Source organism: Roseobacter sinensis (assembly GCF_025755255.1).
GTDB classification, from domain to species: domain Bacteria; phylum Pseudomonadota; class Alphaproteobacteria; order Rhodobacterales; family Rhodobacteraceae; genus Roseobacter; species Roseobacter sinensis.
Window position 1 is genome coordinate 67,673 of record NZ_JALIEB010000005.1, and the last position, 14,035, is coordinate 81,707.

The 14,035-nt window shown below is 63.0% G+C and carries 18 protein-coding genes; 15 read left to right on the top strand and 3 right to left on the bottom strand.

Annotated elements, in window-relative coordinates; all coding sequences use genetic code 11:
* Positions 1-61: 61 nt before the first annotated feature.
* Positions 62-1,018 (bottom strand): L-malyl-CoA/beta-methylmalyl-CoA lyase, encoded by a 957-nt coding sequence (locus MUB52_RS09615; RefSeq protein ID WP_263844001.1) that lies wholly within the window; start codon positions 1,016-1,018, stop codon positions 62-64.
* Positions 1,019-1,269: 251 nt separating this feature from the next.
* On the opposite strand from MUB52_RS09615, the gene dgcN reads away from it, so the two are divergent.
* Positions 1,270-2,271 (top strand): N-acetyltransferase DgcN, encoded by a 1,002-nt coding sequence (gene dgcN, locus MUB52_RS09620; RefSeq protein WP_263844002.1) that lies wholly within the window; start codon positions 1,270-1,272, stop codon positions 2,269-2,271.
* Positions 2,272-2,334: 63 nt separating this feature from the next.
* Entirely contained in the window at positions 2,335-3,300 is a 966-nt protein-coding gene (gene dgcA, locus MUB52_RS09625; RefSeq protein WP_263844003.1) for an N-acetyl-D-Glu racemase DgcA, read from the top strand.
* Here dgcA and MUB52_RS09630 read toward each other — a convergent pair whose 3' ends face one another.
* On the bottom strand, positions 3,301-3,762 hold the full coding sequence (locus MUB52_RS09630; protein ID WP_263844004.1) for an Lrp/AsnC family transcriptional regulator: 462 nt from the start codon (positions 3,760-3,762) through the stop codon (positions 3,301-3,303).
* Positions 3,763-3,905: 143 nt separating this feature from the next.
* Here MUB52_RS09630 and MUB52_RS09635 point away from each other — a divergent pair, with 143 nt between their 5' ends.
* The 5 genes from MUB52_RS09635 (at position 3,906) to MUB52_RS09655 (ending at position 7,427) form a co-directional block, all read left to right on the top strand.
* Entirely contained in the window at positions 3,906-4,073 is a 168-nt protein-coding gene (locus MUB52_RS09635) for a hypothetical protein (RefSeq protein WP_263844005.1), read from the top strand.
* A gap of 123 nt (positions 4,074-4,196) precedes the next feature.
* Complete coding sequence (locus MUB52_RS09640) at positions 4,197-5,057, top strand: D-amino-acid transaminase (RefSeq protein WP_263844006.1); 861 nt, start codon at positions 4,197-4,199, stop codon at positions 5,055-5,057.
* Positions 5,058-5,659: 602 nt separating this feature from the next.
* Entirely contained in the window at positions 5,660-6,304 is a 645-nt protein-coding gene (locus MUB52_RS09645) for a sterol desaturase family protein (protein ID WP_263844007.1), read from the top strand.
* Positions 6,304-7,218: an acyltransferase family protein gene (locus MUB52_RS09650; RefSeq protein ID WP_263844212.1), complete on the top strand. Its 915-nt coding sequence runs from the start codon at positions 6,304-6,306 to the stop codon at positions 7,216-7,218. Before MUB52_RS09645 ends, MUB52_RS09650 begins: the two co-directional genes overlap by 1 nt.
* Entirely contained in the window at positions 7,218-7,427 is a 210-nt protein-coding gene (locus MUB52_RS09655) for a hypothetical protein (RefSeq protein ID WP_263844008.1), read from the top strand. The genes MUB52_RS09650 and MUB52_RS09655 overlap by 1 nt, the downstream gene beginning before the upstream one ends.
* On the opposite strand, the gene MUB52_RS09660 is transcribed toward MUB52_RS09655, so the two are convergent.
* Positions 7,428-7,739 carry a DUF1244 domain-containing protein gene (locus MUB52_RS09660; RefSeq protein WP_263844009.1) on the bottom strand — a complete coding sequence of 104 codons (312 nt, stop codon included), beginning with the start codon at positions 7,737-7,739 and terminating at the stop codon, positions 7,428-7,430. It abuts the gene before it with no gap.
* A 207-nt stretch (positions 7,740-7,946) separates the two neighbouring features.
* Here MUB52_RS09660 and pyk point away from each other — a divergent pair, with 207 nt between their 5' ends.
* The 8 genes from pyk to MUB52_RS09700 all read left to right on the top strand — a co-directional run bounded on the left by pyk (position 7,947) and on the right by MUB52_RS09700 (position 13,979).
* A complete protein-coding gene (gene pyk, locus MUB52_RS09665) occupies positions 7,947-9,395 on the top strand; it encodes a pyruvate kinase (RefSeq protein WP_263844010.1) in 1,449 nt (482 codons plus the stop codon).
* A 34-nt stretch (positions 9,396-9,429) separates the two neighbouring features.
* Positions 9,430-9,654, top strand: a complete 225-nt coding sequence (locus MUB52_RS09670; protein ID WP_263844011.1) for a hypothetical protein — start codon at positions 9,430-9,432, stop codon at positions 9,652-9,654.
* A 120-nt stretch (positions 9,655-9,774) separates the two neighbouring features.
* On the top strand, positions 9,775-9,975 hold the full coding sequence (gene rpmI / locus MUB52_RS09675; protein WP_263844012.1) for a 50S ribosomal protein L35: 201 nt from the start codon (positions 9,775-9,777) through the stop codon (positions 9,973-9,975).
* Positions 9,976-9,992: 17 nt separating this feature from the next.
* Positions 9,993-10,358, top strand: coding sequence for a 50S ribosomal protein L20 (gene rplT, locus MUB52_RS09680; protein WP_263844013.1), 366 nt, complete (start codon positions 9,993-9,995; stop codon positions 10,356-10,358).
* Between the two features lie 133 nt (positions 10,359-10,491).
* On the top strand, positions 10,492-11,391 hold the full coding sequence (locus MUB52_RS09685; protein WP_263844014.1) for a lysophospholipid acyltransferase family protein: 900 nt from the start codon (positions 10,492-10,494) through the stop codon (positions 11,389-11,391).
* Positions 11,392-11,502: 111 nt separating this feature from the next.
* Entirely contained in the window at positions 11,503-12,318 is an 816-nt protein-coding gene (locus MUB52_RS09690) for an ABC transporter substrate-binding protein (RefSeq protein WP_404818213.1), read from the top strand.
* Between the two features lie 4 nt (positions 12,319-12,322).
* Entirely contained in the window at positions 12,323-13,132 is an 810-nt protein-coding gene (locus MUB52_RS09695; RefSeq protein ID WP_263844015.1) for an amino acid ABC transporter permease, read from the top strand.
* The gene (locus MUB52_RS09700; protein WP_263844016.1) at positions 13,119-13,979 is read left to right on the top strand and encodes an amino acid ABC transporter ATP-binding protein; all 861 of its coding nucleotides are present in this window, start codon (positions 13,119-13,121) and stop codon (positions 13,977-13,979) included. Before MUB52_RS09695 ends, MUB52_RS09700 begins: the two co-directional genes overlap by 14 nt.
* Positions 13,980-14,035: the final 56 nt, after the last annotated feature.

Consider the following 14,035-nt stretch of genomic DNA (forward strand, 5'->3'; position numbering starts at 1 on the left):
GCTCCCGGATGGTTTGGCCCATAGGGTCAAACGGCGGGCGCCTTGCCAAGTCACGAGCGCGTCAGCCGGCGATCATTTCCGACTGGCGCACGATGACCTCGGCCTGCTTGATCGACGCGATATCGACGAGGCGGCCCTTGTAGACGGTCGCACCTTCGCCTTTCGCCTTGGCTTCCTCCATGGCGGCGAGGATCTCACGCGCCTCGGCGACGGCCTCGTCAGAGGGCGTGAAGACCTCGTTGGCGAGGGTCACCTGTTTGGGATGGATGGCCCATTTGCCGACCATGCCGAGGGTGGCGGAGCGGCGGGCCTGGGCGCGGAAGCCCTCGTCGTCGGAGAAGTCGCCAAAGGGCCCGTCGACCGGCAGCACGCCGTGCGTGCGGCAGGCCGCAACGATGGCGGCTTGCGCCCAGTGCCAGGGGTCGGACCAGTGTTTCTGGCCTTCGCGGATCATGTAGTAGTTTTCCTGCGTGCCGCCGATACCGGTGGTTTGCATCCCCATGGAGGCGGCGAAATCGGCGGCGCCAAGGCTCATGGCCGCCATGCGCGGAGAACTTGCGGCGATCTCTTCCACATGGGCAATCCCGGCAGCGGATTCGATGATCACTTCGAAAGTGATTTTCTTCGACCGCCCCTTGGCGGCTTCTATGGCGGTGACCAGCGCGTCGACGGCATAGACATCTGCCGCGCAGCCCACTTTCGGGATCATGATCTGGTCGAGCCGGTCGCCCGTCTGCTCCATCAGGTCCACCACATCACGGTACCAGTAGGGCGTGTCGAGCCCGTTGATGCGCACCGACAGCGCCTTGGAGCCCCAGTCGATGTCGGATATGGCGGCGATGATATTGGTGCGCGCGCTGTCCTTGTCGGAGGGCGCGACGCTGTCTTCTAGATCAAGGTTGATCACATCCGCGGCAGAAGCAGCCATCTTCTCGAAGATCGCGGGGCGCGAGCCGGGACCGAAGAGCTGGCATCGGTTGGGACGGGCCGGAGGGCTGGGCTGGATGCGGAAACTCATGAGCGACCTTAGGGTAATAAAGTTACAATTGCGTTGGTGGTGTTGGTATGAAATTGCGCAAGATGCTGCAAGCGCATTTTGCAGCTGCAGCATGGGATTCGCCAGAGCTTCCGTTAAGGCCTGCTGAATTCTTCGCCAATTACCGCCCATTATCGAAGAATCTTGCGTCAAAGGGGCGTAACCGACTTCATTCGAGATGTCTTTGCAGGTCAAAGAGAGGAAGTTGCAGCGCAGTTAACGGAGGCTTCCCCATGATTCAGACCCCTTACCTCTTGTTCCTCGGCGACGCGCCGGATCAGCTGGCCGCGAAGGTTGCGCAGGGCATCAAGGATTGGCGCCCAGAGAATGCAGTTGGTCAGTTCCGCCTGCCCGGTTGTGGCGCGGACATGGGTCTGACCGATATGTCGCTGGAGGAAGGGCTTGCCGCCGGAGCCAAGACGCTGGTGATCGGCGTTGCGAACCGTGGCGGGGTGATCTCTGCCGAGTGGAAGGTCGTGCTCGTCAAGGCGTTGCAGATGGGGTACGACCTTGCCGCGGGCCTGCACAACCTTCTGCGCAACGAAGACGAGCTTCAAGCGGCCTCGAAAGTGCACGGGGGCACGCTGCATGACGTGCGCGTGCCGACCGTCGCTTATCCGATTGCCAACGGAAAGAAACGCAGCGGCAAACGTGCCTTGGCGATTGGTACGGATTGCTCCTGCGGCAAGATGTATACGGCGATGTCGATGGATGCCGAGATGGTCAAGCGGGGGCTGAAGTCGGACTTCCGCGCGACCGGTCAGACCGGCATTCTGATCACCGGCAAGGGTGTGCCGCTCGACGCGGTGATTGCCGACTTCATGGCGGGCGCGGTCGAGTATCTGACGCCCGACAACGACGATGATCACTGGGACCATATCGAGGGGCAGGGAAGCCTGTTCCACGTGTCGTATTCGGGCGTGACCATGGCGCTGATCCATGGCGGGCAGCCGGATGCGCTGATCCTCTGTCACGAGCCGACGCGGACCCATATGCGCGGCTTGCCGCATTACGGGCTGCCGACGCTCGAGACGTTGCGGGACACGGCGCTGCCGATCGCACAGGTCGCCAACCCGGCCTGTTACGTGGCCGGTGTCTCGGTGAACACCAAGGCGCTGGAGGAGGCGGCGGCGCGGGCCTGCTTGCAGGAGATCGAGGACCGCATGGGCCTGCCTACAACCGACCCGTTCCGCTTTGGCGCGGGCAAGCTGGTGGATGCGCTGCTCGAGATCTGAGAGCGGCGGGACAGTGGCTGGGGCTGGTGCCGTGAGTATTTGAAGACGGGTGAAGGAGAGCGCATGCGCATTAACGTCAACCGGGATGTGTTTCGGCTTGCGCAGGTTTTCACCATCTCGCGCGGCTCGCGCACGGAGGCGCAGGTGCTGACGGTGCGTGTGTCGGATGGGGCGCACCAGGGCTGGGGCGAGTGTGTGCCTTATGCGCGCTATGGCGAAACGCTGGAGAGCGTGACGGATCAGATTGAGGCGCTGCCGGAGGATGTGACACGGGCGGCGCTTGCCGAGCTGTTGCCGGCAGGGGCGGCGCGCAATGCGGTCGATTGCGCGCTCTGGGATCTGGAGGCGAAGCGCGCGGGCAAACGGGTGTGGGAGCTTGCGGGACTGCCTGCGCCGGGGCCGGAGATTACCGCCTATACGCTGTCGCTGGATTCGCCGGAGAAGATGCAGGCGCAGGCGGCTGCGCATGCGCACCGGCCCTTGCTGAAGATCAAGCTCGGCACGCCGGACGACATGCCACGGCTCGAGGCGGTGCGCGCGGGAGCGCCGAAGGCGCGGATCATCGTCGATGCGAATGAGGGTTGGTCCGCGGAGGTCTATGCCGATCTCGCGCCGCATCTGGTACGGCTCGGTGTGCAACTGGTGGAGCAGCCCTTGCCCGCGGGCGCGGATGAGGCATTGGCCGGGATGGAGCGGCCCGTGCCGGTCTGCGCCGATGAGAGCTGTCATGACCGGGTGAGTCTGCCGGAGCTCAGAGGGAAGTACGATGTGGTCAACATCAAGCTCGACAAGACCGGAGGACTGACGGAGGCGCTGGCACTGCGCGAGGCCGCGCGGGCGGATGGGTACAGGGTCATGGTCGGCTGCATGGTCGGCTCCAGCCTGGCTATGGCGCCGGCGACACTGGTGGCGCAGGGCGCGCTGATCACCGATCTTGACGGACCGCTTCTGCTCGCCGACGATCGCGGCACGCCCTTGCTGTTTGATGAGAAAGGCGTGCACCCGCCGGAGCCCACCCTCTGGGGGTAGTCAGTGCGCGGCGTCCGGCATGGCGGGGCGGTGTTCCCGCAGGACGACGATGCTCTCGAAGCCGCTGATCGCGGGGTCGTAGAAATGCTCTTCCGTGAAGGCGGCGTAGGCCTCCATAGAGGCGCAGCGCACCGTCAGCACGAAATCCGCAGGGCCGGTCACGTGGAAGATGCGCTCGACCTGCGGCAGACGCAGAAGCTTCTGGCGCAGGCGGTCGAGCGCGTCGCGCCCGCCCCGTCGGAGCGTCAGCAGCGACAGGACCGTGATGTGGCGGCCAAGAAGCTCGGGGGCAACGATGGCCACCTCGCGTTCGACGGCGCCAATCCGGCGCAGCCGCTGCAGGCGGCGCAGGCAACTGGCCGGAGAGAGGCCAACCTGTTCAGCCAGCGCATCGCCGGTCTGGCGGCAGTCTATCTGCAACAGCGCAAGCAACTGCCTGTCGAAGTCGTCGATCTCATCCATGTCATCCACCGTCCGGATTGCGAAAGCTTTGCACCAATGCAGATTAATCGCAAGATTTTCGCGCAGGGTGAGAGAGTTTTGCAATCTCGTCTCTGCTGACGGCCCTACTCTGGTATCCATCACTCAAGAGATGGAGCTTTGATATGACCACGTTAAGCACCCTGACCCGATACTTCGAACAGCGCGGCAAGCGGATCCGGTGGCGCGCCACGCGCCGGTTCCTCGCCGGTCTGCCAGATCATCTGCGCCGTGACGTCGGTGTCGCAGCCACGGGCGAGCCTTTCGATCCGCGCCGCCGGCCCGGGCCATAAGGCGCGGTGCCTGCTATGCGGCGGGCTGACGCGCTGCTTTGGCGTTGACCTTTGCGCGCTTTGCGGTGCAGTGATGCTCTGGACGGTTCCGGCGGGAACACTGGTGGGAAAGGAGCTGCACCCATGCGCACGGTTTATCTGAACGGGCAGTATCTGCCGGAGAACGAAGCCACGGTGTCGATTTTCGACCGCGGGTTTCTGATGGCCGACGGTGTTTACGAGGTCACCTCGGTTCTGGATGGCAAGCTGATCGATTTCGACGGTCACGCGGTGCGGCTGGAGCGGTCTCTGCGCGAGCTCGACATGGTGAACCCGATCAGCAAGGAGGATCTGCTAGAGGTGCATCGCGAGCTCGTGCGGGCGAACGGCATCGAAGAAGGCATGGTTTATCTGCAGATCACCCGTGGCGCGCCCGGTGACCGGGATTTCGTCTTTCCCGACCCGGAGGAAACCGAGCCGACCATAGTGCTCTTCACCCAGAACAAGCCGGGGCTGGCCGACAGCCCGGCGGCGAAAAAGGGTATGAAGGTCATCAGCATCGAGGATATCCGCTGGGGCCGCCGCGACATCAAGACGGTGCAATTGCTCTATCCCAGCATGGGTAAGATGATGGCCAAGAAGTCGGGTGCGGACGATGCCTGGATGATCGAGGATGGCTTCGTGACCGAAGGCACGTCGAACAACGCCTATATCGTTAAGGGCAACAAGATCATCACGCGCGCGCTCTCCAACGACATCCTGCACGGGATCACGCGGGCCGCGGTGCTGCGCTTTGCCCAGGAGGCGCAGATGGAGGTGGAAGAGCGCAATTTCACCATCGACGAGGCGAAAGAGGCCGATGAGGCCTTCATCACATCCGCCAGCACCTTCGTGATGCCGGTGGTGGAGATTGACGGCGTAGCCCTGGGAGAGGGCGTCCCGGGCCGCGTAGCACCGCGCCTGCGCGAGATCTATCTCGAAGAGAGCCTGAAAGCGGCTGTTTGAAGGCTGTCTGACGCCAGCTATTATAAGGAGATGCCGTTCCGCGGTCTCCTAAGCGGACTACGTCAGCTTTCGTAAGGCCCGATGGACCTCGAACGGCCACGCACGCGCTGAGCTCCGGTCTTGGCGGCGCTCAAGCCGCCCTCCGGAGCAGTGACTTCTGGATGCCGTTCGCCGCCTTTTTCCTTCCGGACGCCGCATTGCGGCCCAATTGGACATTTTGCGTTTCCACCGCATGGGCCGGGAGCGAGACGCATGGATACGCTGATTGGATACGTCCAATTCACGATGTAGACACTCTTCAGTATGAACCAACGGCTCGCGCTGGTTTGCCTAGTTGGCACAATTGTTGTGGCTTTTGGTGTCTGGTGCTATCGGGGCATGCCCGGTGGCTCTTTTGTCAAATGGTTGTTGCCGGCAAAGGTCTATCTGCATCGCTCTAACCTGCTGGACATAAAACTCTTCTTTACCATGCGTGCCATCAGCTTTTTGGGCCGATGAGCAACGTCTCCTTTCCCGCAACTGTTGCATTATATGTCTTGTCCTGGCTTTTTGGACGGGCGGCTGGTGACTTTGACGTCCCTCCGGTCAGCTGGGATCGGAGCGTGCTGGCCACACTCATAATCGTGCGGGCCTCGGACTTCTGCAAGTACTGGGCCCACCGCCTGCATCATGAGTGGAAGGTGCTTTGGCCGTTTCACGCCGTGCATCATTCCGCAGATGTTCTGACCCCGCTGACGTTGCAAAGGGTTCATCCTGTCGAGCCGCTGATCCGTAACCTGCTGATCACGGTGATTGTCGGAGCGATTCAGGGGGTGCTTCTTTTCGTGTTGATCGGGCGGATCGATCTCGTGACCCTGGGTGGTGCGAACGCGATGTATGTCGTGTTCAACATGCTGGGCGCAAACCTGCGTCACAGCCACATCTGGCTCAGCTATGGGCGGGTCATGGAGCACATCCTCATTTCGCCTGCTCAGCATCAGATCCATCATTCGGTGGCGGTCGAACATCACAACAAGAACTACGGCTCGATGTTCGCGATCTGGGACTGGATGTTCGGAACCCTCTACGCGCCAGAAAGGGTGAGGACCTCACTTTCGGCGTCTCTGACGAAACCGGAAAGCAGATGGCCCAGCCCTACAACACATTGCGCGAGGCCCTGCTCAAACCGTTCCGCGAATGCTGGGATGCGATACAGGAGCAACGGGCAGGCCGGGCGCAGAGAAGGGCGCAGCTGCCCGAGCTCGTGATGTCGCAGGGCTTTTCGATCTGGCTGGACGTCTTGCGCGCCGCGGCTGCGATCACCGTGTTGTTTGGACATATGGCGCATATCCGGTTCACGCGCGGCGACTATTACGTCTTGCGGGAAATCAATATCGCCAGCGATGCGGTCATCGTGTTCTTTGTGCTGTCGGGCGTGGTCATCGCCTACACGGCCAAACGCGATGGCACGCTGGAGCGCTTCGCCTTCAACCGCCTGACGCGGCTTTGGTCCGTGGTCCTTGCAGCGCTGGTGCTAACGGTGCTGTTCGACGCAATCGGGACCGCCGTGCGGCCGGATGCTTATCCTGCGCGGTTCTACAACTCGGTTCCGGTGTCGGAGATGTTTCTGCGCGGGCTGACTTTCACCAATGAGTGGCAGGGCTTCTGGGACCGCGTGCGGCTTGGGACAAACGGGCCGCTCTGGTCGCTCAGCTATGAGGCTGGCTTCTATATGCTGTTCGGTGTGGTTGTTTTTCTGCGCGGTGCCTTGCGCTGGGTTCTGCTGGCCTTGCTCGTGCTGCTGGTCGGGTTGCCCATTCTGGCGCTGTTGCCCGCGTGGCTCATGGGCGTTCTGGTTTGGCACAGCAGACGTACCGAACAGGCCTCGAGAGCAACCGATGTGGCGCGCGCGATTTTGGGCATTGTGTTGCTGATCGGCCTGAAAGTCGCGGGTCTGCCGCAACTGTTGACCGATGTGACGACCCAGTGGCTTGCGCCGCTCAACCACCACGCCGTGCTGGGCTATTCAGATGAGGTGTTGTGGAACCTGGTGATAGCGTTCTGCGTCGCTCTGCACCTCGCCGGCGTTAAGAATATGGCCGATCGGCGCGCGCCGAGGCCAGAGGGGATATCCGTGCGATCGGTTCGCTGGATCGCGGGGGCGAGTTTTCTATCTATGTGATGCACTATCCCACGCTGCATCTGCTCGACGCGACCTTGCCGGAAGACCTGCCGGCCTATGATCTGTGGCTACTGGCGCTGACGTTGACGGTGTGTTTCGTATTCGCTGCGGTCTTCGAGCGGCCCCTCGGGACCATCCGTGCCAGGGTGTTGCCGCTGTGGAAGGCCCTGTGCTGGCCCATCTCGGCGGCCAGATCGACCGCGCCCTGATCAGCCCTTTCCGACGTTCTCTTCGAAAGCCTTTTCAAAGGCCTTTTGCTGGTCGCCAGTGGCTTCGGTCTGATAGTTGGCTTTCCACTCGGCCATCGTCATGCCGTAGAAGAGCTCGCGCGCCTCGTCCTTGCTCATCTCGATGCCCTTCTCGGCCGCAGCTTCCTGGTACCAGCGGCTCAGGCAGTTGCGGCAGAAGCCGGCGAGGTTCATCATGTCGATGTTCTGAACATCGGTGCGGTCTTCCATGAGGTGCTTTTGAAGGCGCCGGAAGGCGGCGGCCTGAAGTTCGATTTCTGTCTGAGTTGGCATGGCGGGGCTCCTGCACTGTCTCCGCTCAAGATTGGGTCCGTCCGGAGTGGTGTCAACCGGCTGCCGTGCTTGCGGCTTGGGCGGCGTCCATGTCATCAAGGCGTTATTCGGGCGCGGCAGGATCAGCGGAGTTGCCCCACGCCGCATCATGCGACATAAGATGCGCAAAATCGTTAGCGGTAACACGCCAAGGGGGACGACAGGACAATGAGACGCACGCGGAATGTAAAGATCGTGGCCACCCTGGGCCCCGCTTCTGAAACTTATGAGACCATCCACGCGCTGCACATGGCGGGCGCCGACGTCTTCCGGCTGAACATGAGCCACGGCAGTCATGAGGAAATCCGCGAAAAGCATAAGATCATCCGCCAGATCGAAGAGGAGACGGGCGGCAGTATCTGCATTCTCGCGGATCTGCAGGGTCCGAAGCTGCGCGTGGGTGTCTTCGCCAATGAAGAGGGCGAGATACTGGAGGAAGGCGCCAAATTCCGCATGGATCTGGACGCGGCCGAAGGGGATGCGACCCGCGTCTGCCTGCCGCATCCGGAGATTTTCGCAGCCCTTGAGCCGGGCGCGACTCTGCTGGTGAATGACGGCAAGATCCGCCTGAAGGTCGAGGACTGCGGCCCCGATTTTGCCAATTGTACGGTGATCGCCGGAGGCGTGATCTCAAACCGCAAGGGTGTGAACGTCCCTGATGTGGTGCTGCCGCTGGCAGCGCTTTCGGACAAGGACCGCAAGGATCTGGAGTTTGTCTGCGAACTCGGCGTGGATTGGCTCGCGCTGAGCTTCGTGCAGCGGCCCGAGGATGTGCTGGAGGCCTCGGATCTCGCCAATGGGCGCGCGGCGATCCTCAGCAAGATCGAGAAGCCGGCGGCGGTCAAGAATTTCGATGACATCCTCAAGGTCAGCGACGGTATCATGGTGGCGCGCGGCGATCTGGGGGTCGAATTGCCGGTGCAGAACGTCCCGCCCATTCAGAAGCGCCTCGTGCGTCAGTGCCGCCGCGCGGCCAAGCCGGTGATCGTGGCGACACAGATGATGGAGAGCATGATCGAAAGCCCGATGCCCACGCGCGCCGAGGTCTCGGATGTTGCCACCGCGATCTATGAGGGCGCGGACGCCGTGATGCTTTCGGCGGAATCCGCGGCCGGTGCCTATCCGATCGAGGCCGTGACGACGATGAACAACGTGGCCACCGAGGTCGAACTGGACCCGACCTATACGCAGATCATCGAAGCCTCGCGCGAGACCCGCGGCATCACCATCGCCGACGGGATCGTGGCCGCCGCCCGCGAGATTGCCGAGAAGACGGATATCAAGGCGATCTGCTGTTTCTCGCAGAGCGGCACGACGGCGGCGCTGACCGCGCGCGAGCGCCCGCGCGTGCCGATCATCGCAATGACGCCGCTGCGCAGCACGGCGCGCCGGCTGACCCTGACCTGGGGGATCAACTGCGTGATGACCGAGAAGCTGGATCGCTTCAAGCTCGCCGTGGTCGCCTCGGCGCGGGCCGCCACCCGGCAGGGCTATGCCGAACACACCGATCAGATCGTGGTGACCGCGGGCGTGCCCTTCAATGTCCCCGGCAGCACCAATATTCTCAGGGTCGCCCCCTGCGACGAGCGTTTGATTTTCAGCACCGACCCGGAGTAGTCTGCCGCTTGGGGGAGAAACGGGAAGGCAGGCCATGGACGCCGATACCGCGATGGTGCTTGGCATCATCATCGGGACTTTTTCACTGATTTCGATCTTCTCGGCCCTTGTCGACCGCCGCCCGCCTCGGGCTTCGGCGATCACGGTGCTGATTGCAACGGGGCTGATCGTCTATGCGGCCAGCACCTCGGAGGTGGGGTACACGTTGGCGTCCCTGCCCACGACCTTCATGATGGTGGTGGTGAATCTGCTGCCCTGAGGGCGCATCTTCTCTTGCCAAGAGGTTGGCAACCTCCTATAGGGCGGCTTTCAAACCGCTCGACCGGCTTATGTGGCATGCCGAGTCGGGCTGACACCGACCCAAGACCAGGAGACGGAAATGCCCAAGATGAAGACGAAGTCGAGCGCCAAGAAGCGCTTTAAGGTGACGGCCACCGGCAAGGTGATGTCCGCCCAGGCCGGCAAGCGCCACGGCATGATCAAGCGCAGCAACAAGTTCATCCGGGATGCGCGCGGCACCACCACGCTCAGCGCGCCCGATGCCAAGATCGTCAAGGGCTTCATGCCCTACGACCGCTAAGTGACAGGAGATCAGACATGAGCCGAGTGAAAGGTGGAACCGTCACCCACGCGCGTCACAAGAAAGTCGTCAAGGCCGCCAAAGGCTACTATGGTCGCCGCAAGAACACCTTCAAGGTTGCGCGCCAGGCTGTCGACAAGGCCAACCAATACGCCACCCGCGACCGCAAGAACCGCAAGCGGAACTTCCGCGCGCTGTGGATCCAGCGGATCAACGCCGCCGTGCGCAGCCACGACGAGGCACTGACCTACAGCCGTTTCATCAACGGGCTGACCCTTGCGGGCATCGAGGTTGACCGCAAGGTGCTGGCCGACCTCGCCGTGCACGAGCCCGAAGCCTTCGGCGCCATTGTGAAACAGGCGCAGGACGCGCTCGCGGCCTGATCCGTCGCAGATCGAGATGACAAAGAAAGCCGCTCCGTGCTGGAGCGGCTTTTTTCATCGGCTGAGGGCACGGGCCTTGAGCGCGGGCCGGCACGTGCTACAACCGCGCCAAGCGAAACGACGCGAAGGCGCCATGGCGGCAACAGGCAACACCTCCCCGAACCGCGACGATCAGGTCGGTCTGAAAGACCGTGTCGTCAGCGCGATCATCATCGGGGTGATCCGGTTGCTGACGCTACTGCCCTACCGGATGCGGGTGCCCGCCAGCGGCTGGGTGCTGTCGAGCATCGTGGGGCCGCTGATTGGCTACCGCCAGCGGGTCAGGGACAACCTCAGCCTGATTTTTCCCGATATGCCCGCTGCGGAGAAAGAACGCCTCGCTCGCGCGGTTCCCGATCAGATCGGGCGTACGCTGGCCGAGCTTTTCTCGCCGAAGGACCTGATCCGCACAGCAGCCGAGACACCGGTCGCAGGTGCCGGCGTTGCTGCGGTTGAAGAGGCGCGGCAGGCCGGACGCCCGATCATTCTGGTGTCCGGGCACTTCGGAAATTATGACATTGCCCGTTCTGTCCTGATCCAGCGGGGCCACAAGGTCGGCGGGCTCTACCGGGCGATGAACTACCGCGGGTTCAACGACTTTTATGTCTCCCGCATCGCGCAGGTCGGCACGCCGCTCTTTCTGCGGGGGCGCCGGGGCATGGGCGAGATGGTGAAATTTCTCAAAGCGGGCAATGCAATTGCGCTGCTGATCGATCAGCACATGTCGGCCGGTGCGCCGCTCACCTTCTTCGGGCAGACGGCCTATACGGCGCTCTCCGCGGCCGAGCTTGCGTTACGGTACGATGCGTTGCTGGTACCCTGCTATGGCGTGCGCCAGCCCGACGGCCTGAGCTTCGAGATGGTGATCGAAGCGCCTGTCCCGCACAGCACTCCGGAAGAGATGACGCAGGCACTGAACGACAGCCTGGAGGCTCAGGTCCGCGCGCATATGGCCCAATGGTTGTGGGTGCACCGCCGGTGGAAGTCTGCTTAGCTGACATTTGAGGCGCGTGGCCCGCAGGCAAGGCCCGGGCGGATGCCCGGGCCTTGCCTGCGGGCCCCTCTCCGGGGATAACCGGAACACGCAAATGGCAAAACGGGGAGCATGACCATGTGGACGAAACTGACGGCCGCCACCTTTGGCGCGATGCTGATCGCGGGCGGGGCAGCGGCGCAGAGTTGCAGCGACGGCAAAACGCTGACCGAGGGCAAGCTGACCATCGCAACCGGCAACCCGGCCTACTACCCCTGGGTCATCGATGACGCACCGGAGAGCGGCAAGGGCTTCGAGGCTGCCGTGGCCTATGCGCTGGCGGAGGCCATGGGCTTTGCCACCGAGGACGTCGTGTGGACCCGTACCTCCTTCGACCAGGCGATCCAGCCCGGGGCCAAGGACTTCGACATCAACATGCAGCAGTTCTCGATCACGGCCGAGCGCGACAAGGTCGTGGACTTCTCCGCGCCTTACTACACCGCGCCCATGGCGGTGCTCGTGCGCGGCGGCGGTGATCTCTCTGCAAGCCTTGACGCGCTGAAAGAGCTGAAATGGGGTGTCGTGGCCTCCACCACGGCGCTGCCGATGATCACCGATACGATCCAGCCCGCGTCAAGCCCGCTGGTCTATGACGACAACGCCAATGTGGTCGAGGCGATGAAGGCGGGTCAGGTGGATGCGGCGCTCTTCGACCTGCCCACCGCGCTCTATCTCTCGGCGGTGGTTCTGGAGGGCGGTCAGGTGCTGGGCCAGTTCCTGCCCGACGAGACCGCCAACCCCGATCACTTCGGGGCTCTCATGCCCGAAGGCAGCCCGCTCAAGGAGTGCGTGGACGCCGCTCTTGCGGAGCTGAAAGCCGACGGGGCGCTCGCGGCCCTGGAAGCGGAGTGGCTGCAAGAGGCCACCGGGGTGCCGCTGATCGAGTGATCCGGTGAACCGCAGGCAGGCATATGAGGCGGCGGAGCGGCGGCGTGCGCTGACCGTCGCCGCCGTCAGCACCGCTCTGGTGGTTGCGGCGATCATCCTGCTGGTGCCGCTGGCGCCCGGCTGGCCCGCGGTCCGCGCGAGCTTCTTCGACGGCGCCGTCTTCGCGCAGACCTTTCCGACCCTGCTGCGCGCCTTCCTGATCGACGTGATGATCTTTGCCTGGTCTGTCCCTCTGATCCTCGGGCTCGGGCTGGCGATTGCGCTCGCGCGCGGAGCACGTGCGCCGGCGCTCTTTCCCCTGCGCATCTTCGGGGCGGTTTACGTGGACGTCTTCCGCGGTGTTCCTGTGGTGCTGACCATCTACCTCATCGGCTTCGGGGTTCCTGGGCTTGGGCTGCCGCGGCCCTGGAACTCGCCTTATATCTGGGGCACCGTGGCGCTGGTGCTGACCTATTCGGCCTATATCGCAGAGGTGCTTCGCTCAGGGATAGAGAGCATCCACGCCAGCCAGCGCAACGCCGCGATCTGCCTTGGCCTCAGCGAGCGCGACACTATGCGCTACGTGATCCTGCCGCAGGCGATCCGCCGGGTGGTGCCTGCGAATATGAATATGCTCGTGGCCTTGCAGAAGGACGTCGCACTGCTCTCGTTCATCGGCCCGGTGGAGATCCTGCGGCAGGCGGGCATCTACAAGAGCCTGCTCGCGAATTTCACGCCCTATGTGGTGGCCGCTGTCATCTTTCTCGCGATCACCGTGCCCGCAACGCGCTATGCGGACCATTTGTTGAACAAGGATCGCAATGCCCGGTCCTAGGGAAGGAATACACGCATCCGATGTTGTTGAGGGCAACGCCGGCCCGCGGGGTGGGGTAAAGGCGCTGCCCGGAGGTGCCGCCGGGCGGGACACCATCGATCAGTCTTCACAAGATGCCGGAACGACCGCCAAACTCTCTTTGCGCGGGGTACGCAAGTCCTTTGGTGACAACATCGTACTGAGCGGCATCGACCTCGATGTGGCCGCGGGCGAGATGGTCTGCCTGATCGGCGCCTCTGGCTCGGGCAAGTCCACGCTGTTGCGCTGCATCAATCAGCTGGAGCCGATCGATGACGGGGTCGTACTGCTCGACGGGCAGGATATCTCCGAGCCGGGGCTCGATCTGGGGCCGGTGCGGCAGCGGATCGGGATTGTCTTCCAGTCCTACAATCTCTTCCCACATATGTCGGCGCTTCAGAACGTGCTGCTGGCCCCGCGCCGGGTGTTGCGCCGGGACAGCACCGCGGAGGCCGAGGCGCTCTTTGCGCGTTTTGGGTTGGCGGCGCATATGCACAAATACCCCGACCAGCTCTCAGGCGGTCAGCAACAGCGGGTGGCGGTGATCCGGGCCTTGGCCATGCGGCCCGAGATGATGCTCTTCGATGAGATCACAGCGGCGCTTGACCCCGAGTTGGTGGGCGAAGTTCTGAACGTCCTGAGGCAGCTGCGCGCCGAAGGCATGACGATGATCCTCGCCACCCACGAGATGGGCTTTGCCAGAGAGTTGGCTGACCGCGTGTGCTTCATGGATGGCGGCGTGATCGTCGAGCAAGGCCCGCCAGAGCGGATCTTCAGTGCGCCGGAGCTGGCGCGGACAAAAGAGTTCCTTCGGTCGGTTCTGCGCTAAACCAATTCGCCTTGAGCTTGAATCATCTATCGCTGCCTGATTTCAGTGAAATCAAC

What these genes read in the sequence shown, in the direction of transcription:
- MUB52_RS09660 (WP_263844009.1), bottom strand. Translation starts at nt 7,739, where the DNA reads ATGCCAACTCAGACAGAAATCGAACTTCAGGCCGCCGCCTTCCGGCGC.
- dgcN (WP_263844002.1), top strand. Translation starts at nt 1,270, where the DNA reads ATGATTCAGACCCCTTACCTCTTGTTCCTCGGCGACGCGCCGGATCAG.
- MUB52_RS09670 (WP_263844011.1), top strand. Translation starts at nt 9,430, where the DNA reads ATGGACGCCGATACCGCGATGGTGCTTGGCATCATCATCGGGACTTTT.
- pyk (WP_263844010.1), top strand. Translation starts at nt 7,947, where the DNA reads ATGAGACGCACGCGGAATGTAAAGATCGTGGCCACCCTGGGCCCCGCT.
- MUB52_RS09630 (WP_263844004.1), bottom strand. Translation starts at nt 3,762, where the DNA reads ATGGATGAGATCGACGACTTCGACAGGCAGTTGCTTGCGCTGTTGCAG.
- MUB52_RS09635 (WP_263844005.1), top strand. Translation starts at nt 3,906, where the DNA reads ATGACCACGTTAAGCACCCTGACCCGATACTTCGAACAGCGCGGCAAG.
- MUB52_RS09640 (WP_263844006.1), top strand. Translation starts at nt 4,197, where the DNA reads ATGCGCACGGTTTATCTGAACGGGCAGTATCTGCCGGAGAACGAAGCC.
- MUB52_RS09685 (WP_263844014.1), top strand. Translation starts at nt 10,492, where the DNA reads ATGGCGGCAACAGGCAACACCTCCCCGAACCGCGACGATCAGGTCGGT.
- MUB52_RS09615 (WP_263844001.1), bottom strand. Translation starts at nt 1,018, where the DNA reads ATGAGTTTCCGCATCCAGCCCAGCCCTCCGGCCCGTCCCAACCGATGC.
- MUB52_RS09650 (WP_263844212.1), top strand. Translation starts at nt 6,304, where the DNA reads ATGTCGCAGGGCTTTTCGATCTGGCTGGACGTCTTGCGCGCCGCGGCT.
- MUB52_RS09700 (WP_263844016.1), top strand. Translation starts at nt 13,119, where the DNA reads ATGCCCGGTCCTAGGGAAGGAATACACGCATCCGATGTTGTTGAGGGC.
- dgcA (WP_263844003.1), top strand. Translation starts at nt 2,335, where the DNA reads ATGCGCATTAACGTCAACCGGGATGTGTTTCGGCTTGCGCAGGTTTTC.
- rplT (WP_263844013.1), top strand. Translation starts at nt 9,993, where the DNA reads ATGAGCCGAGTGAAAGGTGGAACCGTCACCCACGCGCGTCACAAGAAA.
- MUB52_RS09655 (WP_263844008.1), top strand. Translation starts at nt 7,218, where the DNA reads ATGCACTATCCCACGCTGCATCTGCTCGACGCGACCTTGCCGGAAGAC.
- rpmI (WP_263844012.1), top strand. Translation starts at nt 9,775, where the DNA reads ATGCCCAAGATGAAGACGAAGTCGAGCGCCAAGAAGCGCTTTAAGGTG.
- MUB52_RS09690 (WP_404818213.1), top strand. Translation starts at nt 11,503, where the DNA reads ATGACCATGTGGACGAAACTGACGGCCGCCACCTTTGGCGCGATGCTG.